The 22,559-nt window shown below is 65.5% G+C and carries 21 protein-coding genes and 1 pseudogene; 12 read left to right on the top strand and 10 right to left on the bottom strand.

The features are described 5' to 3' along the window. Window positions 1–70: 70 nt before the first annotated feature. Window positions 71–2,329 carry a hypothetical protein gene (locus TEF_17340; GenBank protein ID ANK82359.1) on the bottom strand — a complete coding sequence of 753 codons (2,259 nt, stop codon included), beginning with the start codon at window positions 2,327–2,329 and terminating at the stop codon, window positions 71–73. A gap of 214 nt (window positions 2,330–2,543) precedes the next feature. Here TEF_17340 and TEF_17335 point away from each other — a divergent pair, with 214 nt between their 5' ends. The 6 genes from TEF_17335 to TEF_17310 all read left to right on the top strand — a co-directional run bounded on the left by TEF_17335 (window position 2,544) and on the right by TEF_17310 (window position 7,592). Further along, window positions 2,544–2,903 carry a hypothetical protein gene (locus TEF_17335; GenBank protein ANK82358.1) on the top strand — a complete coding sequence of 120 codons (360 nt, stop codon included), beginning with the start codon at window positions 2,544–2,546 and terminating at the stop codon, window positions 2,901–2,903. Further along, a complete protein-coding gene (locus tag TEF_17330; GenBank protein ID ANK82357.1) occupies window positions 2,896–3,756 on the top strand; it encodes a hypothetical protein in 861 nt (286 codons plus the stop codon). The genes TEF_17335 and TEF_17330 overlap by 8 nt, the downstream gene beginning before the upstream one ends. An 87-nt stretch (window positions 3,757–3,843) precedes the next feature. Beyond that, window positions 3,844–4,923, top strand: a complete 1,080-nt coding sequence (locus TEF_17325) for a hypothetical protein (protein ID ANK82356.1) — start codon at window positions 3,844–3,846, stop codon at window positions 4,921–4,923. Then, window positions 4,920–5,378, top strand: coding sequence for a hypothetical protein (locus tag TEF_17320; GenBank protein ANK82355.1), 459 nt, complete (start codon window positions 4,920–4,922; stop codon window positions 5,376–5,378). Before TEF_17325 ends, TEF_17320 begins: the two co-directional genes overlap by 4 nt. 31 nt (window positions 5,379–5,409) lie before the next feature. After that, a complete protein-coding gene (locus TEF_17315; GenBank protein ANK82354.1) occupies window positions 5,410–6,441 on the top strand; it encodes a hypothetical protein in 1,032 nt (343 codons plus the stop codon). Beyond that, entirely contained in the window at window positions 6,438–7,592 is a 1,155-nt protein-coding gene (locus TEF_17310) for a UDP-N-acetyl-D-glucosamine 2-epimerase, UDP-hydrolysing (GenBank protein ID ANK82353.1), read from the top strand. The genes TEF_17315 and TEF_17310 overlap by 4 nt, the downstream gene beginning before the upstream one ends. Here TEF_17310 and TEF_17305 read toward each other — a convergent pair. Genes TEF_17305 through TEF_17290 form a run of 4 tightly spaced genes read right to left on the bottom strand, consistent with a single transcriptional unit; the run spans window position 7,586 to window position 11,839 of the window. Beyond that, entirely contained in the window at window positions 7,586–9,100 is a 1,515-nt protein-coding gene (locus TEF_17305) for a hypothetical protein (GenBank protein ID ANK82352.1), read from the bottom strand. The two genes, TEF_17310 and TEF_17305, sit on opposite strands and share 7 nt — an antisense overlap. Window positions 9,101–9,140: 40 nt before the next feature. After that, entirely contained in the window at window positions 9,141–9,863 is a 723-nt protein-coding gene (locus tag TEF_17300) for a hypothetical protein (protein ID ANK82351.1), read from the bottom strand. Between the two features lie 33 nt (window positions 9,864–9,896). Further along, on the bottom strand, window positions 9,897–10,844 hold the full coding sequence (locus TEF_17295; protein ANK82350.1) for a hypothetical protein: 948 nt from the start codon (window positions 10,842–10,844) through the stop codon (window positions 9,897–9,899). Next, complete coding sequence (locus TEF_17290; GenBank protein ANK82349.1) at window positions 10,841–11,839, bottom strand: hypothetical protein; 999 nt, start codon at window positions 11,837–11,839, stop codon at window positions 10,841–10,843. Before TEF_17290 ends, TEF_17295 begins: the two co-directional genes overlap by 4 nt. Before the next feature lie 294 nt (window positions 11,840–12,133). Here TEF_17290 and TEF_17285 point away from each other — a divergent pair, with 294 nt between their 5' ends. From TEF_17285 to TEF_17270, 4 genes are read left to right on the top strand one after another with little or no spacing between them, the layout of a single operon-like run. Then, window positions 12,134–13,249 (top strand): legionaminic acid biosynthesis protein PtmG, encoded by a 1,116-nt coding sequence (locus TEF_17285; protein ID ANK82348.1) that lies wholly within the window; start codon window positions 12,134–12,136, stop codon window positions 13,247–13,249. Window positions 13,250–13,259: 10 nt separating this feature from the next. After that, the gene (locus TEF_17280; protein ID ANK82347.1) at window positions 13,260–13,883 is read left to right on the top strand and encodes an imidazole glycerol phosphate synthase, glutamine amidotransferase subunit; all 624 of its coding nucleotides are present in this window, start codon (window positions 13,260–13,262) and stop codon (window positions 13,881–13,883) included. Then, entirely contained in the window at window positions 13,883–14,665 is a 783-nt protein-coding gene (locus tag TEF_17275) for an imidazole glycerol phosphate synthase cyclase subunit (protein ID ANK82346.1), read from the top strand. Before TEF_17280 ends, TEF_17275 begins: the two co-directional genes overlap by 1 nt. Continuing rightward, the gene (locus tag TEF_17270; GenBank protein ANK82345.1) at window positions 14,662–15,909 is read left to right on the top strand and encodes a hypothetical protein; all 1,248 of its coding nucleotides are present in this window, start codon (window positions 14,662–14,664) and stop codon (window positions 15,907–15,909) included. Before TEF_17275 ends, TEF_17270 begins: the two co-directional genes overlap by 4 nt. Before the next feature lie 137 nt (window positions 15,910–16,046). Here the strand turns inward: TEF_17270 and TEF_17265 are convergent, their stop codons facing one another. From TEF_17265 to TEF_17245, 5 genes and pseudogenes are all read right to left on the bottom strand, one after another. Continuing rightward, window positions 16,047–16,613, bottom strand: coding sequence for an adenylyl-sulfate kinase (locus TEF_17265; protein ANK82344.1), 567 nt, complete (start codon window positions 16,611–16,613; stop codon window positions 16,047–16,049). Next, window positions 16,606–17,316: a hypothetical protein gene (locus TEF_17260; protein ID ANK82343.1), complete on the bottom strand. Its 711-nt coding sequence runs from the start codon at window positions 17,314–17,316 to the stop codon at window positions 16,606–16,608. The genes TEF_17265 and TEF_17260 overlap by 8 nt, the downstream gene beginning before the upstream one ends. 103 nt (window positions 17,317–17,419) lie before the next feature. Continuing rightward, window positions 17,420–18,937 (bottom strand): annotated as a pseudogene (locus TEF_17255) (B12-binding domain-containing radical SAM protein). A 32-nt stretch (window positions 18,938–18,969) separates the two neighbouring features. Continuing rightward, window positions 18,970–19,998, bottom strand: coding sequence for a hypothetical protein (locus TEF_17250; protein ID ANK82342.1), 1,029 nt, complete (start codon window positions 19,996–19,998; stop codon window positions 18,970–18,972). A gap of 252 nt (window positions 19,999–20,250) precedes the next feature. Beyond that, window positions 20,251–21,015: a short-chain dehydrogenase gene (locus TEF_17245; protein ANK83571.1), complete on the bottom strand. Its 765-nt coding sequence runs from the start codon at window positions 21,013–21,015 to the stop codon at window positions 20,251–20,253. Between the two features lie 55 nt (window positions 21,016–21,070). Here TEF_17245 and TEF_17240 point away from each other — a divergent pair, with 55 nt between their 5' ends. Together TEF_17240 and TEF_17235 are read left to right on the top strand one after the other, a co-directional pair. Continuing rightward, window positions 21,071–22,003 (top strand): hypothetical protein, encoded by a 933-nt coding sequence (locus TEF_17240; GenBank protein ID ANK83570.1) that lies wholly within the window; start codon window positions 21,071–21,073, stop codon window positions 22,001–22,003. Beyond that, complete coding sequence (locus tag TEF_17235) at window positions 22,000–22,554, top strand: sugar transferase (GenBank protein ID ANK82341.1); 555 nt, start codon at window positions 22,000–22,002, stop codon at window positions 22,552–22,554. Before TEF_17240 ends, TEF_17235 begins: the two co-directional genes overlap by 4 nt. Window positions 22,555–22,559: the final 5 nt, after the last annotated feature.

Below are 22,559 nucleotides of genomic sequence, written 5' to 3'. Positions count from 1 at the left end.
TCCGGACCCCCGCACATAGGCGGGGGTGACACGCCGAGTGGGTGGCGGTGCAATCAAACAGCGGAACGATCTAGCCGGCCTGCGCCGCGCGGATCGCCCGCCATACGCGATGGGGCGTGAAGGGCGGCTCCAGACCGGTGACGTCCAGTCCCTTCAGCGCGTCGTAGACAGCGTTGGCGATGGCGACCGGCGCGCCGTTGGCGCCCATCTCTCCGATGCCGCGCGCGCCCAGGATATTGGTGGGCGAGAGCGTCTCGATGAATTCCGCACCGATCGCCGGCAGGTCGGCGGCGCGCGGCATGGCGTAATCCATGAAGGTACCGGCGACGAGCTGACCCGTCTCCAGGTCGTAAGCGGCGTGTTCCCAGAGCGCCTGGCCCGCGCCCTGGACCAGCGCGCCGTGGGACTGGCCGGCCAGCAGCACCGGATTGATGATGCGGCCCGCGTCGTCGCAGGAGACGAGCTTCAGGAGCCGGATCGCGCCCGTCTCCGTGTCGATCTCCACCTCCGCGCCGACGGCGCCATAGGGGAAGGCCGAGACCTGGTCGGCGAAGTCCTGCTCGGCCTCCAGGCCGTCATCGCCGGCCACGTCGAACAGGCTCACGCGGCGGTCGGTGCCGGTGACGCTGAAATGGCCGCCGGCGTACTCGATGTCGGTGGCGGAGGCTTCCAGCAGGTCCGCCGCGCGCGCCTTGCCCAGCCGGATCACCTCGTCGGCGGTCCGCGTCAATGTCGAGCCCGAGATCACGGTCGAGGAGGAGCCGCCGGTACCGCCGCCGCGCCGGAGTTGCGCCGTGTCGCCCTGGCGGACGTCGATCCGGTCGATCGGCACGCCGAGGCGGTCGGCCAGCACCTGGGCGAAAATGGTCTCGTGGCCCTGGCCGGTGGACTGGGTGCCGGTCCAGGCCACGATCCGGCCATCGCCGGAGACGGTCACGCGGCTGGTCTCCGCCGACGAGCCGCCGATGGGGTGCAGGTTGCAGCAGATGCCCACGCCGCGGCGGATGGCGCCGTCCCGGCGGGCCAGGTCCCAGTCGAGCGCCTGCGCCGTCGATTGCAGCGCCGCGGCGTAGTCGCCGCCGGCATCGAGCACCTTCCCCGTGGCCGTGGTGTAGGGCAGGGCTGCCGCGCGGACCAGATTGCGCCGGCGGATCTCGACCGGATCCATGCCGATTTCGCCCGCCGCGAGGTCGACCAGCCGTTCCAGGCAATAGATCGCCGGCGGCTTGCCCGCGCCGCGATAGGCGTCGACCGGCACGGTGTTGGTGTAGAAGCCGCGCACCCTGAGTCCCGCCGCCGGCACGTCGTAGAGGCCGGTCAGCACCTTCGCCATGCCGTCGGTCGGCACGCCGGGGGCAAAGCCCGAGAGGAAGGCGCCCATGTCGGCGTCCACGTCCATGGTGACGGCGAGGATGCGGCCCTCGTCATCGAAGCCCATCCGGGCGGTGACGAACTGGTCGCGGGCATGGACCTCCGAGACGAAGCTCTCGGCGCGTTCCGATACCCACCGTACGGGCTGTTTCAGCCGCCAGCAGGCCCAGGCCACCGCCGCCTGCTCCTGATAGACGAAGCCCTTCGGGCCGAAGCCGCCGCCGACATCGGGCACGATCACGCGCAAGCGTTCGCGCGGCCAGTTCAGGGCGAACTTCGTCAGCATGACCTTGAGCGCGTGCGCGCCCTGCGTCGCTGCCGTCAGCACGACCTGTCCGGCCCCGGCGTCGTATTCCGCCAGCGTGGCGAGCCCCTCGAGCGCGCCGCCCACCATGCGGTTCTGGTGGAAGCGCATCCGGACATTGTGCGGCGCGTTCTCCACCGCTTCCGATGCGGCCTCGAAGTCGCCGGCTTCCCAGTCGAACGCCATGTTTTCAGGGATGCCGTCATGGATCGCGGGCGCGCGGGCGCATTCCAGCGCGGGAGGCGATTCCTCGATGTCGATCTCGACCAGCTCCGCCGCGGCCAGGGCCTCGGACCGGGTCCGGGCCAGCACGAGGGCCAGCGGCTGCCCCACATGGTGGACCTGTGCCTCGGGCAGGACGGGCCGCCGCGCCTGATGCATGGGGCTGCCGTCGCGGTTGGTGACGGGGGCGCCGGTGGGGATATGACCCAGGCCGTCCGCCGCCGCTTCCCGGCCCGTGAGCACCGCGGCGACGCCCGGCGCGGCCGCGGCGGCGGCGCTGTCGATGCCCGCGATTCGTCCGAAGGCGACCGGCGAACGGACGAAGACGGCGTGCAATGCGTCCGGCGCCTCGATGTCCGCGGTGTAGCGGCCTCGGCCGGTGACGAAGCGCAGATCCTCCTTGCGGCCGATGCCCTCGCCGATGCGCGCCATGTGCTTCCCCCCATTGAAACGTCCCGGATTGAACCATCCGCAGGCACGATCGGTCGAGCCATCCGTGCAGTCTGCCTCAATTTCAAGCATCGAATCAGGACAGACCTGCCATGCGCGGGAAAACGTACGCCTGCGAACTAAAATCAGTTGCCGGGGCAATGGGCCTGTGACAGCTTCGCCCCCGAAACGGCAACGGCGGAAGGGCGGCGCGACCATGGGAGACACGGGGCAGAACCTTGGCAATCTCTCGGTCTGGTGCAGCGCCCTGACCGGATTCGTCGCATCCGACGAGCCCGATCTGTCGACACGGCAGCTCGCCATCCTGATGAATGTCTACCTGCGCGGCGGCCCTCACACGGTGCGTGGCCTGGCCGAGACACTCAACATTTCCAAGCCTGCGGTGAGCCGCGCACTCGACGCCCTGGGGTCCAAGGGGCTGACCCGGCGGCTGCGGGACGAGGAGGACCGGCGCAACGTGCTGGTGCAGCGCACGGACGCCGGCGTCGCCTTCCTTTCCGCTTTCGCGGATCTGGTCCGCGCGGCCGAGGAGGACGATCGGCGGTCCTATGGCTGACGGCCTCGACAGCCGCCGTCATCCGTTTCGCGCCGACCTTGCCGCCGGTTATCTGAGAGAGCGCGTTTCGGCGCCGCGCTATGCCGATCCCGTACGCCGCACGGTCGTGGCCGAAACCGCCTCGATCCGCCGGCAGCCCGACCCCGGCGCCATGCAGATCTCCGAACTGCTCCACGGCGAGCCGGTCGACGTCTATGCCGCCGAGGCCGGCTGGGCCTGGGCACAGGGCGCCCTGGACGGCTATGTCGGCTACGTCGCCGAAACCGACCTGGCCGAAGCCGGGCCGACGCCCACGCACATGGTGCGGTCGCGGCTCAGCCATCTGTTTCCAGAAGCGAGCATCAAGCTGCCGCCCGCCGGGCGTCTCACGCTCGGCGCGCGGGTCGCGGTGACGGATGTCTCCGGCCGGTTCGCACGCCTGGCCGACGGTCGCTTCGTCATCGCCGACCATCTTCGCCCGCTGGACGAGCCGGAGACCGATGTCGTCGCCGTGGCACTGCGCAATCTCGGCGCGCCCTATCTGTGGGGCGGGCGCTCCAGCCTGGGGCTCGACTGTTCCGGTCTGGTGCAGGTGGCCTTCCAGGCCTGTGGTTTCCTGCCGCCGCGCGATTCGGACATGCAGGCCAGGGAACTGGGCGCTGCGAAGCCGGTGCCCAAGGGCCCAGAGGGCCTGGAACGCGGCGACGTGGTCTATTTTCCCGGCCACTGCATGATCGCCGACGGGGCCGGTGGCCTTGTCCATGCCAATGCGACCCACATGATGGTGACACACGAGCCGGCTGACACCGTCTTCGCCCGCACGCCGGGCGGCTGGAACGCCGTGACAGACGTCCGCGCCAGACCCGTGGACTGAGCGGCCGCCCCAATTGCCGCCATCAATTGCATTTGCAATTATTGTATTTGCAAATTACCTTGCGTCAGGAGACAGGGAGGCAGGGTCATGGACTTCGGCTATTTCACGCTTTCGGACAACCGCTATCCGGACAATCCGCGGAGCCCCGAGCAGTTCATCCGCGAGATCTACGAACAGTCGCTCTACGCCGAGGAGGTGGGTCTGAATTCCGCCTGGATCGGCGAGCACCATTTCAACCTGCTGGGCGTCAACGCCAGCCCGCACATGCTGCTGGCCCAGGTCGCCGGCGCGACGAAACGCATCCGGCTGGCGCCGGCGGTGGTGCTGCTGCCGGTGCACAATCCCATCCAGGTGGCCGAGGACTGGGCGACGCTGGACCTGCTGTCGGGCGGGCGCGTCGACTTCGCCGCCGGCCGCGGCTATGACCGCAAGGAATACGATCCCTTCGGCGCGCCCTTCGAGGAAAGCGCGGAGATCTTCGCCGAAGGCCTCGACGTGGTCTGGAAGTGCTGGACCGAGAAGGGAAAATTCTCCCACAAGGGCCGCTTCTACAATTTCGAGGATGTCGATGTCCGCCCGAAGCCGGTGCAGGATCCGCTCCGGCCCTATGTCGCCTGCTTTTCCCGTCCGTCGATGGAACTGGCGGCGCGGCGCGACTGGAACATCATCTACGCGCCCTTCGCCGCGGCGATGGTCTACGGCAGCCTCGCCGAGGCGGTGCAGGCCTATCGCGAGGAATGCGAACAGAAGCACGACCGGCCGGCGCGTCAGGCCATGTGCAGCTATTTCATCCACATCGCCGACACGCCCGAGGAAGACGCCTATGGCCGGCAGTCGCTGATCAACTATTTCCAGAAGGCGCTGATCGACGCCTTTCCCGCCGACCCGGCGAAGACGCCGCCGACCTACAAGTACTTCAACGAGATCGTCCGCCTGCTCAACGAGATGAAACCGGAGGCGCTGACCTCGAAATCGGTGCTGGTCGGCAGCCGGGAGAAGATCATCGAAGACCTGAAGGCGGTCGAGGCCGCGGGAATCTCGGAGGTCATTCTCTACTTCAACTACGGCCAGAAGCCCCATTCGATGGTCAAGGAGCAGATGCAGCGCTTCATGGAGGAGATCGCGCCGGCCTTCGAGGGCGCCCACACGGCGATCCGGGCGGCATGAGCCGGGCGGCGCAGGACCAGAACCTGCATCTGGACGACTATTTTCCCTATCTGCTGAACCGCGCCGGCAGCCGCATCGCCGAGGCCTTCTCGGCGGAGACCCGGCGGCGCGGCGTCAGCCTGCAGATGTGGCGGGTGCTGGCGGCGGTGAACGACCGCGGCCCGCTGCGCATGGGCGAACTCTCGGAGGCGACCTCCATCGAGGGTTCGACGCTGACCCGGCTGGTGCAGCAGATGGAGCGCAAGGGGCTGGTGGAGCGCGTCCGCAGGGACGCCGATCAGCGCGTGGTCCGCGTCGTCCGGACCGACGCCGGCCGCCGCATCGCCGCCGAGCTCATACCGCTTGCCATGGACTACGAGGCGCGCGCGCTGGAAGGGCTGGGGGCGGAGGAGGTGGCGCGGCTCAAGACCCTGTTGCGGCGGGTTTACGCGAACATGGATCGACAGGCGCGTTGACAGGAACGGTGCGGCCCACAACCCTGCCGCCATGAACGCTGCCGACACCGCATCGCCGCCGGACGTCCTCGTGATCGCCGAGGCCGGCGTCAATCACAATGGCGACCCGGAACTGGCCCTGGAACTGGTGCGCGCGGCCGCCCGCGCCGGCGCCGACGCGGTCAAGTTCCAGACCTTCGATCCGGATGCGCTGGTCGCCGCCGACGCCGCCACCGCGGCCTACCAGAAGCGGGCGACAGGGATCGACGATCAGCGCGAGATGCTGCGCCGTCTCGCCCTGCCCGCGGCGGCGCTCGCCGCGCTCTACGATTGCTGCGGCGAACTGGGGATCGAATTCCTGTCGACGCCATTCGATGCCGGATCGGCCGAGACTCTTGCCGAGCTGGGCGTGGACCGCTTCAAGATCGGTTCCGGCGATGTCACCAATCTGCCGCTGCTGCGCCAGGTGGCGGCCTATGGACGGCCCGTGATCCTGTCGACGGGCATGGCCGATCTCGCCGAGATCGACGAGGCCGTCGCGGCTCTGGCGCCCGTCCGGGACCGGCTGACCATCCTTCATTGCGTCTCCGCCTATCCGACCCCGGTCGAGCAGGCCAACCTGCGGGCGATCACGACCTTGCGGGAGCGTTATGGCGGGGCGGTGGGCTATTCCGATCACACGCTGGGCGCCGCGGCGGCGCTGGCGGCGGTGGCGCTCGGTGCGGTGGCGATCGAAAAGCACCTCACCCTGGACCGGACCATGGCCGGGCCGGATCACGCCGCCTCCCTGGAGCCGGACGACTTTGCGGCGATGGCCGCCGGCATCCGCGAAGTGGCGCAGGCGCTGGGCAGCGGCGAGAAGATACCGCAGCCCGACGAACTCGAGACCCGCGCCGTCGCCCGTCGGGGCCTGAAGCTGAAGCGCGACCTGCCAGCCGGTCACGTGCTGACGCCCGGTGACATCGCCGTGCTGCGGCCGGAGACGGGACTGCATCCCCGGCACCTGGACGAATTGGCGGGCCGGCGGCTGAAGGCGGCCGGCCGCGCGGGGGCGCCGATCGAATGGAACGATCTTCAGCCATGACCCGGCGCGTGGTCTACGTCACCGGCACGCGGGCGGATTTCGGACTGATGCGGCGGACGCTGGCCGAGATCGATGGCCGTGCCGGCCTGGATCTCTCGCTGGTGGTGACGGGCATGCATCTCTCGCCCGGTCATGGCCGCACCGTGAGCGAGATCGAGGCGAGCGGATTCACCATCCGCGACCTGGTGCCGGCGGAGCACGCCGACGACGGGGAAATGGACGACGCCGGGACGATGAGTGCGGCCATCGGGCGGATGGTGGTCGCGCTGTCCCGCTCCTTCGCTGCCGAGCGCCCGGACATGGTGCTGCTGCTGGGCGACCGCGGCGAGATGCTGGCCGGCGCCATCGCTGCCCTGCACGCGGGCGCCGCCGGCGTCCACATACATGGCGGCGAGCGGTCGGGCACCGTCGACGAGCCCGTGCGTCACGCGATTTCCAAGCTTTGTCACCTCCATCTCGCCGCGACCGAGGATGCCGCCGAACGGCTGCGGCGCATGGGCGAGGAAGACTGGCGCATCCGGGTGGTGGGCGCGCCGGGGCTGGACGACATCGGCGCACGCGGCGGCCGCGACCGCGCGGCGCTCTGCGCCGAGGCCGGGCTGGATCCGGCGCGGCCGGTGGCCGTGGTGCTGTTTCATCCCGTCGTCCAGGACGCCGCCGCCGGCGGCCAGCAGATGACGGCGGTGCTCGCGGCTGTGGCGGCCGAGGGTCTGCAGATGCTGCTGCTGGCCCCGAATTCGGACGCCGGCGGCGTCGCCGTGCGCCGGGCGGCGGACCGCTTCGCGGAAGTATCGCCGGTGGCGCTGCGCCGGGAGACGCACCTGTCGCGCCCCGCATATCTCGACTGGCTGGCGGCGGCCGATCTGCTGATCGGCAATTCCTCCAGCGGCGTTATCGAATCGGCCAGCCTGGGCATTCCCTGCGTCAATGTCGGCGACCGCCAGAATGCACGCCTGCGCAACGCCAACGTGATCGACGTTCCGGACTACAGGCCGGCGTCTCTGGCGGCGGGAATCCGGCAGGCGCTGGCGGCAGGGCGCGGCGAGTACACCAATCTCTGGGGTGACGGACGGACCGCGCCGCGCATCGCCGGCTTCCTGGAGACCGTGGACCTGACGCCCGCGGTCTTCCGCAAGCTCAACAGCTACTGACGGCGCGGCAAAAGGGTCCTGACCGCCGCCCGCGCCTCGCGGTTCACCGCCAGCGCCGCGCATAGGCCGGCCAATCCGCCGAGGGCGATGGCGATAGCGGGCAGCCAGGCGTGGCCGGGGGCCAGCCGCTCCAGAATCAGGCCCGGCGCGGCCGTCGCCAGCGCCGACAGAACCACGGCCGCCCAGAGGCCGGGACGGCGGAACTCCTGCACGAGCGGCACGCCGCGCTGCGACATGGCAGCGAGCAGCATGACCATGGAGACGAAGCAACCCCCAGCGGCGCAGAGCAGTACGGCCTCCAGCGGACCATCCGCGGCGATGACCGCGAATGCACTCGCTATGAAGGTTGCGAAGCCGGCGATTTCCGCCGACATTGGAGACTTTGTCTCACCCAGCGCATTGAGAGCGCGGCGCAGGAAGACGTTCAACCCCATCGGCAGCAGGCTGAGGCTGAAGACCGCGGTGAAACTGGCGATGGCGGCGAGGCCGTCCGGGCCGATCTCGCCCCAGCCGAAGGCCAGCCGGACCAGCCAGCTGCCGTGCACCACGAGGACGGCGACCGCCATCGCGCTCAGCACTAGGATCCAGAACTGGCCATGAACGGCCAGACGGCGGAACGGGCCCAGGTCGGCGGCATTCCTTTCCCGCGGGGCGAGGCCCGCAAGCTGGGGCAGGAGGATCGTCGTCAGGGTCATGACGACGACGCCCAGCGGCAACTGCACCAGCTTGGTCGCGTAGTTGACCGATGCGAGGGCGCCGACGCCGAACAGCGTGGCGATGGCGCGGAGCGCGAAGGGATAGAAGAAGACGACCGCCTCGGTTGCCGCGGCCCGGACGAAGGCCTTCATCAGGGAGCGGTCGACCAGCCAGGGCCGGAAGGCGATCCCGCCGATCCCTTCGCGCCCGATCACGGCGGCCTGCACCAGCCAGCGCAGCAGCGCGCCAGCGAGGATGGCCGCGGCCAGCACACTCAGCGTCCGGCCGGGCTGCGCGCCGAGCATGGCCGCGATCAGCACCGTGTTGATGATGGCCGCGCCGCAGGCGGCGACAAAAAAGCGGCCCTTCGCCTGCAGGAAGCCGATCGATGCGCCGGTCATGGCCGCGATCGGCGCCGACAGCAGGACCAGCGGCAGCAGGTCGACGGTGCGCTCGCGGGCCGCGGCGTCGAAGCCGGGCGCCAGGGCGTCGACCAGACCGCCGCGCAGGGCGATCAGGACCAGCGCCAGCGCGCCGACCCCCAGCAATACGGCTAGGCCGGCCTGGAACATCAGCCGCGCCGCCTCCGCCGGCTTCTGGCGGTAGTGGACGACCAGAATGGCGGTGAACCCGCCCGCGCCGAGAACGTTGATCAGAAAGTCCGGCAATCCGATGAGGAAGACCGCGATGTCGGCCGATCGGTCGATGCCGAAGGTCGCGGCCACGGTGGCGTCGCGCCCAAAGCCTAGCACCCGGCCGAGGAGGACGGCCGCGGCGACGGCGAATCCGGATTTCAGGACCGACTTCAGCACCGGCGGCTTCCCGCGGCCGCACCGGCTGGCGGGTTGGCAGTCATGCCGGCTGCAGCGCTTCGGCGCGCTGGCGGTAGACGTCGTAGAGCGCCATCACCTCGGCCATGCCGCGACCGTAGTTCGCCTCGATGTCGGCAACGATCTCCGGCTTGCGGCGTCGCCGCAGTTCCGACGGCCGGTGGACGCGGAGCTCGTCGACGCGCCCGCCGGGCTGGCGGGCTTCGATCCGACGGAACACCCGGTCGCTGAACCCGTTCTGGTCCTCGACCTCGTCCAGGATCGGTCCGTAGACGCCGTTCATGGCCCGGACCAGGCAGTTGAAGTCGACCGTGAAATCCTCGAACCGAGCGACGCAGATGCTGTCGAGATAGGGCCGGACATAAGTGTGATAGGCCACGAAATCGTCGATGAAGCGCTGGGGCGACCAGTCGCTGTACTGGCAGTAGGACGCGATGCTGTCGAGCGGATGCCGCAGCACGAGGCAAACCGGCACTCCCGCGCGCGCCGGGCGCCCGACCGCGATCGGGTAGTGGAAGTGGCTGATGATGCGCAGCGGGCGCTGCTGGCTCAGTTCCAGGGCGTGGACGACATAAGTGTTGCCGGAGCGGCCGAAGCCCTCGACCGTGAGATCCGCGCACGACGGCTCGACACGCCGCCCCCGCGCCGCCAGGTAGAGGCTGTGCAGGCCGTAGTTCGGCCAAAGCAGTTCCCGGTAGCGGCGGTGGATCCAGAGATTGGTTCTTTCGCCGAAGGGCAGTTTCATGCGGCGCTCGCGGTTTGGCCAAATGGTACGCGATCAGCGCTTTACATACTGCCCGATGAAGACCGACGACCAAGCGAGACTGACTGGTTCCTCGTCCAGTGCTTCCATCGCCTTCGAAAAGGCGACGAAGGCACCTGCAGGTAGCAACCCATTGGCGTTGGGATCAAGCATGTGTGGATGAACACCCCAGACCTTGCCCATCCCGAACCCGTTCGCTTTGGCAAGGGCTGCCATCAATGCAGGGGTCTGTTGACGCGCTTCAATGCGATCCGCCGCTGGCTCGAAGAGATTGACCATCGCAGAAGCCGGACTGTCATCGCCAGATTTAATCTGGTCATCCAGTTGCTCGCGCAGGTCGCGCACAACGGCATCCAGCCGGGCAAGGAAGGCGACCAGGCTGCTATTAGACACGGGCTTGTAGCAGCCTTCCATCTCCGCAAGCAGGGCGTCGATATCGTCCTTGCCGAACTCCCGCCGGGTACGCCAGCTAAGGCTGTTCAGGTTGAACAGGCGATTCCGGCAGGAGACCAACAGTTCGCCCCGATCCGCCAACAACTTGTATGCCACTTGAAAAAGCAGGGACTCGTCTTCTAGGTATCCGATCAGACCCATGGCAATTACCATGTCAAAAGATTCGGGATCGACAGGCGGATCGAGCACATCACCGAGCTTGAACTCCAACCGTGCGGCGACCTCCGCGTCCTGCCCATTGGTACTGTCGCGCGCCAGCTCCAGCATAGCCTCGGACCGGTCCACGCCGACCACGGTGTGGCCTGCGCGCGCCAGCGGAATGGAAACGCCGCCGCCGCCGCATCCCAGATCGGCAATTCGCAGGGAACGCCCGGCCTGTCCTGCGTGGCGCAGCACGATACGGGCGCGGTGTTCGGCCGTGGGATAGACGGACGCATCGCCCTTGTAGCTTTCGTCCATCCACTGTTCGGCCTCGGCCTCGAAATAAGTGCGATAGACTTGATCGCTCATCTGTTTCGGTACTCCGGAAACATAGTCGGCTCCAGCCCCCAACGGGCCTCGTACGCCCGCGAGGCCTTTGCCAGCCGTGCAACAAATGGCTCTGACGCGGTTAGCATTAGTTTCGCGAGTTCGTGATCGTATGGCCCTGCTGCACCTCGGTTTGGCAGTTTCTGTTCCTCCAGCACAAGTCCTAGGTCGTACCTGGGCTTTCTTCCAAGAAAACTGGCGATATCGGTGACCATATCGTCGGTGGAGGAAAGCAGGTCTTCAAAACAGAAGCGATACACACGGGCCTTCTCTGCGCCGTTGAGCGTTTCAAACCCACTGTCGTTCATCGCCTGCAGGTCGATTACATTTGCGATACAGCGTTCAGATGGCTTCATCGCAGCGTAGTCGTCGTCACTAAAGGCTGCGAACCAAGGGACGGTCTGGCCATTCTTCTCGACCAGTACTTCAAATGCGATCGGATCGACACCATAGCGGTCGCCCCAACCACGGCGTAACCAGTCTTCGGCAATGGCAATTGGGTGCCGGGACACATGCAGCATCTTCAGTGTCCTGACCGCCTGCATGGAAGGTCCAGGATTTGCCATCAGATAGTGTGTCTGAAATGGCATCATCCGTCTGGCGGTTCTTACCTTTTCCATCGCCACAGAACCGTCCGGTTCACGGGCGCGTTGCTGATAGAGTTCAGGTTCTGGTGAACTGAGAACGGAGGAAGCATCCGACAGCCGTGTATTCATCATCCGGCCAATGGAGCGCGAATAGATTGCTTCGTCGATCGCGGCCTGGATGTTGCTGACAGCGACGTCGGTTCGGATGGCGCCAAGCAAGTGCAGATAGCTGAAACGCTCAACCCAGAAGATATACTGGAAAAAATCCATGTCCTCCAGCCAGCAGGTCAGCCGGCAAGTCAGCTTTTTGCCGGAACGGGCCAACCCGTCGATCAGGACGACATCATCGTGCAATGGCGGCTTGGAAAGTATGGGCAGAATGTCGTTCATGGATTTGCGCTTCGGACAAGCAAGTACGTTTTGCCTCTGCGAGGCCGTGGGCCGGCAGCTCCCTCCTGGAAGCGTGCCTGATCGTCTAGCACCCGAGTAGTCTTTTGACGACCATGTTGTAAGGTCGCAGGATGCGGCGATGCGGCGATGCGGCGATGCGGCGATGCGGCGATCAGGCGACACAACCACGCTTCCTTCATCAAATCCTCAACTGGTTTCTGGACGTGAACGGCCGTTGGGGTTACTGACGGCCCCGGTTTCCCTCATAGAGAACTGCAACGGACTCCCGCTTCCATGACCGCTGACGTCTTCTGGTGCAAGAACTGCCTCAACATGTCGACCCGTCCCCGGATCGAGTGGGACGAACGGGGGTGGTGCAACGCCTGCCAGTGGATGGAAGCCAAGAAGACCATGGACTGGGGCCCGAGACAGCAGCAGCTGCGCGATCTGCTGGAGAAGCACCGTTCCACGACAGGGGGATTCGACGTTCTCGTGCCGGTCAGCGGCGGGAAGGACGGCTCGTACGTCGCCTACAAGATGAAGCACGAATACGGAATGAACCCGCTGACGGTGACCGTCCGTCCGCCGCTGGAGATGGAGATCGGCAACGAGAACCTGAAGGCGTTCATCGAGAGCGGCTACGACCATGTCCACGTCACGCCGAACGCGCGGACGATGCAGCTCTACAACAAGTACGGTTTCATCGAGAAGGGCTTCCCCTATTACGGCTGGCTGATTGCCATCCTTTCGTCAGTGATTCGCACGGCGCTCAACTTCAATATCCCCCTGGTCATGTATGCCGAGGATGGCGATATCGAATACGGCGGCTCCACCGAGACAATGAATCGGCCGTTCTTCGATGTGGAATACATCAAGCGCGTCTATCTGGAGCGTGGCTATGACAAGGTCAGCTCACTGCTCGAGGTACCGGACGGCGACCTCTATTTCTGGAAGTTCCCGACCGACAAGGAGTTTGGCGACCATCAGCTCACGCTGACCCACCTCAGTTATTTCGAGCCTTGGGATTCCTACCGCAACTATCTGGTCGCCAAGGAATATTGCGGACTGAAGGAGGTGGACATGGCGAACTCTGGCACCTTCACGAACTTCGCCCAGAACGATCAGGCACTCTACGCGCTCCACACCTATCTGATGTATCTGAAATTCGGCTTCGGCCGCGCGCTGCAGGACGCTGGCATTGAGATACGGCGCGGCGCGATGACGCGCGAGCAGGCGGTGCATCTGGTCCGGATGTATGACGGACAGTATCCTGAAGAATTCATCGAAACTTATCTGGACTACTACCGGATGACCCAGGAGGAATTCGACGCGGTGCTCGACCGCTGGGTCAACCGCGACCTGTTCCGCAAGTCCAACAACCGCTGGGCGCCGAAATTCGAGGTCGAATGAGGCGGTTGCGATGATCACCATCATCGACTATGGGGCAGGCAATCTCGGCTCGGTCGTGAGCGCCTTCGAACACTTGGGTGCTCCGGTGAAGGTAGCGACTGCGCCGGAAGAACTCAGATGGGCAACCAAGCTTGTCCTGCCCGGCGTTGGTGCCTACGGCCACGCCATGGCGAATATCCGCGGACGCGGATTCGAGGCGGCGATCCGCGAGAAGGTCGATGACGAGGGCGTTCCGCTGCTGGGTATCTGTGTCGGCATGCAGGTTCTCAGCGACGCCGGTGAAGAAGGCCGCGAGAGCCGCGGATTAGGCTATGTCGGCGGTGAGGTGCGGCGCTTTCGTTTTGACGAGGACTGGGAGAAACGGCTCAAGATTCCCCATGTTGGCTTCAACACCGTGCGGTTCCCGCGGGAAAGCCGGCTGATGCGGGGACTGGGCGAGGCGGCCGACTTCTACTTTACCCACAGCTACCGAATGACCGGGGTCGATCCGGACGCGGTGGCCGGCGTTTGCAGCCACGGCGAGAGCTTCACTGTTGCGGTGGAGCGCGGCCACGTATGTGGTACGCAGTTCCACGTCGAAAAGAGTCAGACCAACGGGCTCAAAGTCCTGCGCAACTTCATTGAGTTTTTCTGATGCTGAAGAAGCGCCTGATCTTTACGCTGATCCACGACCGCGGGCACTTTATGCTGAGCCGAAACTTCAGGCTGCAGAAAGTCGGCGACGTGAACTGGCTCAACCGCAACTACGGCTTCTCCAATATCTCCACCTCGATCGACGAGCTTGTCATCCTCGACGCCAGTCGGGAGAGCGCGGACACCGAGCGCTTCTGTGAACAGGCACGGGCAGTGGCCAGAGGCTGCTTCATGCCGGTGGCGCTGGGCGGCGGGCTGCGCACCAAAGAACAGGCGCGGATGATGACGGCCGCCGGCGCCGACAAGCTGGTGGTGAATACGGCGCTCGCCGACGACCCGGACTTTGTGCGGCTGCTGGTGCGGACCTTCGGGGCGCAGTGTGTCATCGCCTCAGTCGACTACCGGCGGGAGAAGAATGGCGAGTACGCCGTCCATGTTGAGAACGGAGCGCGGCAGCTGGAGAACGATCTTGCCGCGCATCTGCGCCAAGTTGTCGACTTGGGAGTTGGCGAGATCTATCTTAACTCGATCAACCAGGACGGCACCGGGCAGGGATATGACATGGACGCGCTCGCGTTTCTGCCCGATAGACTGGAAATCCCGGTCATCATGGCCGGCGGCGCCGGCAACCACCTGCACCTGCAAACCGCGCTGGCGGCGCTGGAGATCGACGCCGTAGCGACAGCGAACCTGTTCAATTTCGTCGGCTCAGGGCTCCCCAGTGCTCGACAGAAACTGTTGGACGCTGGCATTGAACTGGCGCGCTGGCCGGCCGAGGAATGAGTGCCCGGCGCATCCTGTTCGTGACCTATGGCGGTGGCCACGCCGACATCGTCCGTCATGTCTATCCGTTATTGCGGGCCGACCCGCGATTCGATCCCCTGGTGCTGGCTTTAACCAACGCGCCTCAGATTCTCCGCCCGCATAAGGTGCCTTACCGGCAGGTGTCGGACTATCTGCCGATGGCGGGCTACGAGGATGCGCTTCAGATTGGCCGCGAACTCGCGGAGCCTTTTTGGGAGCCGTCCTCGGGCGTATCGTTCGAAGAGTCTTGTGCCTATTTGGGCGTGTCAATGACTGACCTGATCGCGGAACGGGGCGAGACTGCGGCGCGCGAGGCCTATGGCCGCGAGGGCCGCCGCGTTTTCCAGCCGACGCGCTTTCTCGACCGTGTGTTCGAGCAGGAGCGGCCGGCCGCTGTCGTCGTCACCTGTTTGGTCCGCATGGAATTGGCGGCGATGCGTGTGGCCCGGGCCCGGGGCGTTCCTGGTATTCTGATCGAGGATCACTACGGCTACGGCATGCTGGGGGAGCGGCCGCTGGAGGAGAACTGTGTGCAAATCGCCTCCGACGACCGTCCCTCCCAAATAGGCGTGCTGAACGACTTTGTTCGCGCGCGGATGCTCAAGGCGGGTCTGCCGTCACATTCTGTCCGTGTCACTGGTCAGCCGGTCTTCGCGCACTGGCGTCGGGAGTTCCAAGACGCCGTCCCGCTCGAGCTACCGACGGATTCGAGACCATTGGTGACGTACATGACGCCGGGCCATCGTGGACATCTGGCGTCACAGGTGCGGGTCATCGGGGAACTGGCAGCGAAAACCGCAGATCGCTGGCGCTTCGCGGTCAAGCTGCATCCTTCCATTGGTCTGGACGAATTCCGTCGCGAATTCCCGGCGGTCGCCGAAAGGGTGCTTCTGCTGCGCGACGAGGATATTGTCTCCGTCGTCAAGGCTTCCGATGCGGTGATCGTTTTCCGCTCGACGGTAGGGCTGCTCGCCATTTTCAACGGCGTGTCGCTGGTGGTCTGGGACTCGACGGGGGAGAAGAGCATACTGCCTTATGACCGCAGTCCCGTTGCACATGTCGTCCGTCACGACGCGGACCTTGAGGCCGCTGTCGCGGCCTGCCTTGTTCGGAAGCGCAGGGCGGTGGATGCGGACGACGCCTTCGACTGTCCGCCCGATGCGGTCCAGCGTATCGCAGTCTTGTTGGCCGAAGTTACTTCGGCGACAAGCATGGCCCAGTGAGGAGGTTACTATCGAGCAACAGTTTCTTAGGCTCGTCTAAGTCAACAGCATGATCGCCCAGTGGTTCTATCCAGGTGCCGTACCGGACGAACATCTGGATCGCCCGGCTGCGTTAGGCAGCCCGGCGTCCGCCTGCCTCAGCGCCGGCCCAGCCGTTCCAGAACCGCTTCAAGCGTCGCTTCGACGGACCGTTCTGGATCCCAGGGCAGGTGCATGTCGGGCGCGTCCGGGTAGTCGACCGCCACGTCTAGTCCGGAGACGCTGCTGATCTCGCCGCTGTCGAAACGGCTATAGATGCCCTTCGGATCGCGCCGCCGCAATTCGTCCAGAGGCACGTCGAGAAAGACTTCGAAATAGTCGCTCAGGTTCGCCCGGTTCCAGGCGTGCACCTCTCCGAAGAGGGAGATCGTCGCGATCACCACGTCGTTTCCCTGGCTTGTGATCAGCTGACAGAGGCGCGCATAGCGCAACGCCAGCGCCAGTCGTGAATCACGCGTGTGGCTCGGCGCCGCCGTCGCGTCCGGACCGAGCACTGCGCGCAGTTCATCGCCGTCGAGCAGCAGCACCGGTTGTCCCGCGCGGCGTAACCGGTCGACCAGCGCGCGGGCCAGCGTTGACTTGCCTGCGCCCGAAAGCCCGGTGATCCAGATCGTGCGCCCCTGCCGTGTCACGCCGCCTCTTATGTTGTTCTGTGCATTACGCATCATTTGCTGGCGGGAAGCCGGGGCGAGTGAGCAGGCCGCGGGCGATCTCGAGATCGAGTGGTCCGTCGATGTCGATGGCGCGCTCGTGCGGCGTGACAAGTGCCGCCGTATCCTTGGAATAGACCTTGCGCTCTCGAAGCAGGAAGTCGGTCCAGACTGCGTAGACGGCAGCGTTGGGCAGATAATGCTTCACCGTCTCCTGGCGCCGACGGAGCAGTCCGGAGACCTCCAGCGGTCGCATGCGGCTGCGCTCGTCAATCTGCACTATGTAGCTAGGGGGCTTTATCATCTCCGAAAAGGTGACGCATGTTTCCGCGCCGGTCTCAACCAGCATGGAAATGCAATCGTCGATGTCGCCGCCGGTCCGGAAGGGAGAGGTCGCGTGCAGCAGCACCACGATGTCGTATCTTTCGGGCAGGTTTTCGACGGCGTGAATCATCGCCTCGGTCACCGGCGCCGTATCCGTCGCCAACTCGGCGGGGCGGAGAAACGGCACGTCGCCGCCGGCGTTCCGCGCCGCATCGGCGATCTCCTCGTCGTCGGTGGAAACAACACAGCGGTCGAGCAGCCGGGAAGCGTGCGCCGCCTCGACAGACCAGGCGATTACCGGCTTGCCACCGAGGTCGAGTACATTCTTCCGGGGCAGGCCCTTGGACCCGCCCCGACCGCAGAGGACCGCCAGAACGCGGTGTTCGCCGATCATGCGCCCGCGCTCAGACCACGGCGTCCTGCGCCGAGGAATTCTCGATCGCAGACTTCACCTTCTCTTCGTCGCGCAGGAAGGCGGCGGTCATGCGCTCACCCAGCAGGGTCGAGGGCTCGCCCTCCGCGATGTCGTGATTGCGCCGCCAGATCTTCTCGTATTCGTCGATACGCCGCTTGTCGCGGGCCAGCATCGCCTCGCGCAGACCCAGCAGCTCGATGGCATTGAAGTTGTGGCTGATCACCGCCGATATCGACGAAGCATCGCCCAGATCGATGATGAATTGCTCCAGATTGCCATCGTACTGGCCCTCGATCCGCTTGCGGTAGGTGGTGAACCACTCCGAGCCCGGATAGGGCGTTGCGAAGTGCGGCTTGACCACGATTCCCAGCTCGTCCCAGGCGTCCATCGACATGCGGATGGAATCGAAGTCCTCGTTCGGGAAGCCGATGATCTGGTTGGGGATCGGCCGGATGCCGGCATCCAGGGTCCAGAAGAAGCTGCGGATGTTGGACTCCCGCGTGGCGCCCTTGCCGATGGTCTTCAGCACGTGCGGCGCGAAGGATTCGTAGCCATAGACCAGGTGCGAGCAGCCGGCGGCGCGCATGGTCTGCAAGACGTCCTTGGTGCAGAGCGTGGCGTGGCTGGTTCCGGACCAGTGAATGCCGTCCCAGGTGCCGTCGTCGCGCTGGTTGCGCGGCGCGAAGCCATAGTCATGCCAGCGGTCGCAGATATCCTTCATCCAGGTGCGGCCGGAGTACTTGTCCATGGTCATCAGGTTCTCGTCCAGGAACCCGACGAAATTGATCTTGTACTTGTCGTAGGCGTGCTTCACCAGCTCGGCCACGTAGTCGGGCGAGTGGTAGCGGATGCTGCGGGTGTAGGTGCCCGGCTTGTCGAAGGCGACCTGGGTCTCGCCGGCATCGTTCACCTCGTAGCGCATGTCGCCGGCGATGCCGAGGTGATAGCAGAAACGGCAGATCAGCGAGCAGCCATAGCTGGCGTTGATGTCCAGCCGTCGCGAGGCCAGCATGCCTTCCTCGGAAAACAGCGCCTGGCTGTTCTTGAAATAGACCTCCTCCAGCGGGAACAGATCCCAAGCGGGGAAGGGGAGGTTGTCCAGGTCGTCGATGAGCTGGCGCATCTGGGACAGCTTCAGGCCCTGGCCCGGCACGCGCGAGATGGTGCCCTGGATGTTCCAGAACTCGCGGCCGCCCCGGTCGACCATGTCGCAGATCTCGGGAAAGGTCACGAAGCCCTCGCCGACGCAGCCGACATCCACTTCAGGCAGCCACGTCATGATCTCGCGCGGAATCGAGGTGAGGATGCCTCCGCCCATTACCTGCACGGCCGACGGCGCTTCCCGCCGAGCGATCTTCGTCAGGCGTTTGATCGAGTTGTATGTCGTCGTGATCCCACCATAGGCGATGATGTCCCAATCGTCGGCGCGGCAGACATCACCCAGTGTTTCGGTGCCCAGCCGCCAGGCGTTCTCGTCATAGACCTGGACCTGGTGGCCCTTCTCCATGACGATCGCCGCCAGCAGCGCGATGCCGTAGGGCACGTGGCGCGGCACGTCCTCCTCCCGGACGACGGGATTGATGAAAAGTATCTTGGCCATGTTCGACCGCCTTTCGGATGGGGGCGTCGCTGTCAGCCGGCCTCCGCCAGAAATTTCTCCAGCGGCGCCCAATTGATCCGGTCGCTGAACAGCGTTCCACCGCCACTGCAGTTCCAAGTTTCGCAGTCGGCATCATCGGTCATCTCGATGAAGGCGGAGCGGTACCAGTAATAGGCCGGGTCGGTAAAGTACCATTCGTCGAGATGAGGGTTGTAGATGTCGACGTAGAGGTCCTCGACATGCGCTTCTCCGGCGAGATTCAGCGCCTCGTAGTAGTACTGTGTGTTGATGAGCGGCGTATCGGCGTAGTAGCCGAAATCCATGCCGGTGACCGCCACCCGGGCCTTGCCGAGCACCGCATGGGCCAGCATCCAGCAAGCGCCGCCTACATTTCCGCCGGCGTTCATGCAGGGCAGACCGTTGCGACGCTGCAACTCCGCCGTCACGCTGCCTGGCTCGTCCGGGTCGTCCAGCATCGGATTGAACCAGAAGACCTGCATGCCGATCTCGTGCACCCGCTTCACCACGTCGGGTGACGAAGTCGTGCCCAGCGCGATGTGGATGCGGGGCCCGAACTCCTCCATCAGGGCGAGCAGTTCATCGTTCTTGCGCTTCTCGTCAGCAAAGCTCGGGTCCTGCTCCTGGCGCCGAAAATAGTCGTCCGCTGCCATCCGGCCATCATCCAGATCCGGGTCCCCGAACCATCGCACGATACGCAGCGGATGGGGATCGACCGACACTGCGCAGGTGGGCACCAGCCCCTGCCGCAGACAATGCGACAGCGCGCTTTCGGTTATCACCGTGGCGCCGCGATAGCCCGTCTCGACCAGGGTCGGCACCGGGTCGCGCCGGCGCAGTGACGGACCGGCGGCGATCACCACGGCGCTGTCGCCCTCGCCGAGCCCGAGATCCCGAAGCTCCTTCAATGACCGGCCATTGCGGTAGTGCGGTTCGTTGACCTCCACATTCGCGAGACACATGTCCATAGTCCGGGCTGACGTCATCGACGCCATCTCGTTCTGAAGCTGTTTGAGCAGGCGTCCCTGACGCTCCCCTGGCATCCGGCGGCCCTACTTCTTGTCCGCGTCCCAGGTGACTTTCTTTTTCGAGACATAGGCGATGGAACCGCCAAGGCGCTTCTTCGCCTCCATCTCGAAGCGGTCTTCCAAGGTCTCTTCCCGCTCTGGCGAGACGACCCGTTTCCTAGGTTCGAAGTTGCCTTTAAGCACATCGCTGCTCATGCACGCGTCTCCTTGATTATACGTTGTGATGGGATTACCCGAAACACGGTCCCGCCGCAATCTCGCGCAGCCTTACCAGGCCGAGAAGCCGCCATCGACCATCAGCACCTGGCCGGTGATATATCGAGCCGTATCCGAGACGAGGAACACCACCGCGCCTGCGATATCGTTCTCGTTCGCCATGCGGCCGAGCGGTGTGCGGGCTTCATAGCGCTTCACGAAACTCTCCGGCTGGCCGCGGCCGACCCCGCCGGGGCAGATGGCGTTGACACGGATTTCCGGCGCCAGGGTGGTCGCGAGCCAGCGGGTCAACTGGATCAGGCCGCCCTTCGACGCAGCGTAGGCCGCGGGGTTGGCCATCTGCGTTCCTTCGTAGAACGACCAGTCCGGCCCCAGCGCGCCATAGATGGATGCGACATTCAGGATCGCGCCGGAACCTGAAGCCCGCAGATGCGGCGTCGCCTCCTGGCAGAGGGCGAATGCGGCGGTCAGGTTGACTTCGATGGCCTTGCGCCAGGTCTCGGTGGACTGACCTTCGAACGGCTCGGCCCAACCGGTCAAATCGGAAGTGCCGACGAAGGCGGCGTTGTTGATCAGGATGTCCATTCGGCCGTGCCTCTCGGCGGCATCGACCAGTGCGCGGCGCGTGGCCCTTTCGTCGGAAAGATCGACGACGTGGCCGCTCGCCCTGTCCAGACCTGCGGCGATCTCGTTGACTTCGTCGGCTCGGTCGAGCAGCGCCACGGCTGCGCCCAGTTCCGTCAAGCCCGTGGCGATTGCCTGCCCGATATGGCCGGCGCCGCCGGAAACAAGCGCAACGCGGCCTTCAAGGGACATCATTTCACGGATCATCTTCGCCCCCACCGGAATTCGCATTATGACTAGCGGGGAAATGACCGATCAGAAACAGCAAATCGGTGGCCGGGCTCTGGTTGTGGGTGCAGGCTCCATCGGACAGCGGCACTCCGCAATCCTTGCCAGGTTGGGCTTCGATGTGACCCAGGTCAGTCGCCATGCGTCCGACGCCCATCGCTCGGTGGCTGCGGCGCTGGCGGACGGGTCGGCGGACTACGCTGTCATTGCTGGTGAGACAGCGCGGCACCTGGAAGATCTCCAGGCGTTGGCCGAGGCCGGACACACGGGGCCGGTGTTGGTCGAAAAGCCGCTGTCGTCGCCGGGCCAGTCGCTGGAGAATCTGCCTGAACTGGATATCCGCATCGCATATCAACTCCGCTTCCACCCGGCGCTGCGATGGCTGAAGACGGAGCTGGCCGGTGCGACCGCGATCACGGTGCAGGCCTATGTCGGTCAGTATCTGCCCACATGGCGGCCCGGTCGGGACTACCGGGAAACGGAGTCGGCGCGCAGAAATGCTGGCGGCGGGGCGCTGAACGATCTGAGTCACGAACTCGACCTTCTCGACTGGCTGTTCGGCGGCTGGACCAGCGTCGCCGCGTTAGGCGGAAGGAGCAGCCGTCTGGAGATCGACACCGACGACCATTTCGCGTTGCTCTGCCGTTTCGAGCGTTGCGGCGCGGCGACCGTGGAACTGAACTATCTTGACCGAGCGGGCCGCCGACGAATGATCGTGAACACTGCCGACGAGACTTTCGAGGTCGACCTTGTAGCCGGATTCGTCAGGCGAAACGACGAGCCTGTCGTCGCGTTGGTCGCCGACCGAGACGATCCGATTCGCGATCTTCATCGCGCGGTTCTCGATGGTGGGGCCGAGGCCACCGACCGGGCTTCGGCGCGCCGTACCATGGGACTCATTGAGGCAGCGCTGCGCTCGGCTGGCGGAAATGGAGCTGTACTCGTCCCGTGAAGCGCGCCTTCGACATCGCCGTCTCGCTCGCCGCCCTGCTGGCGCTGTCGCCGCTGCTGCTGGCGGTCGCGCTGGCCGTGGCGTCGACCAGCCCCGGCGGCGCGCTCTACCGCCAGGTCCGCATCGGCCGCGGCGGCCGGCCGTTCCGGATGCTGAAGTTCCGCTCCATGGTCGCCGACGCCGACCGCATCGGCGGTTACTCCACCGCGCAGGGCGACCCCCGCATCACCCGGATCGGGCGCTTCATCCGTCGCACCAGCATCGACGAGCTGCCGCAGCTCCTGAACGTGCTCGGGGGCTCGATGAGCCTGGTCGGCCCGCGCCCCGACGTGCCGGCGCAGGAGGAACTCTATGCGCCCGAGGAATGGCGCGAGCGCCACCGGGTCAGGCCCGGCATCACCGGTCTTGCCCAGGCCCTGGTCCGCAACGAGGCGGGGCCGGGAGAACGCACAGCCCTGGACCTGCGCTATGTGCGGGAGCAAAGCCTCTGGCTGGACCTGAAGATACTCTGGTGGACCGTCCGCCAGGTGCTGGGCAAGGGCAGCCACTGACTCCG

This window comes from Rhizobiales bacterium NRL2, assembly GCA_001664005.1.
GTDB lineage: Bacteria > Pseudomonadota > Alphaproteobacteria > Minwuiales > Minwuiaceae > Minwuia.
This window is presented reverse-complemented; position numbering and strand designations above follow the sequence as displayed.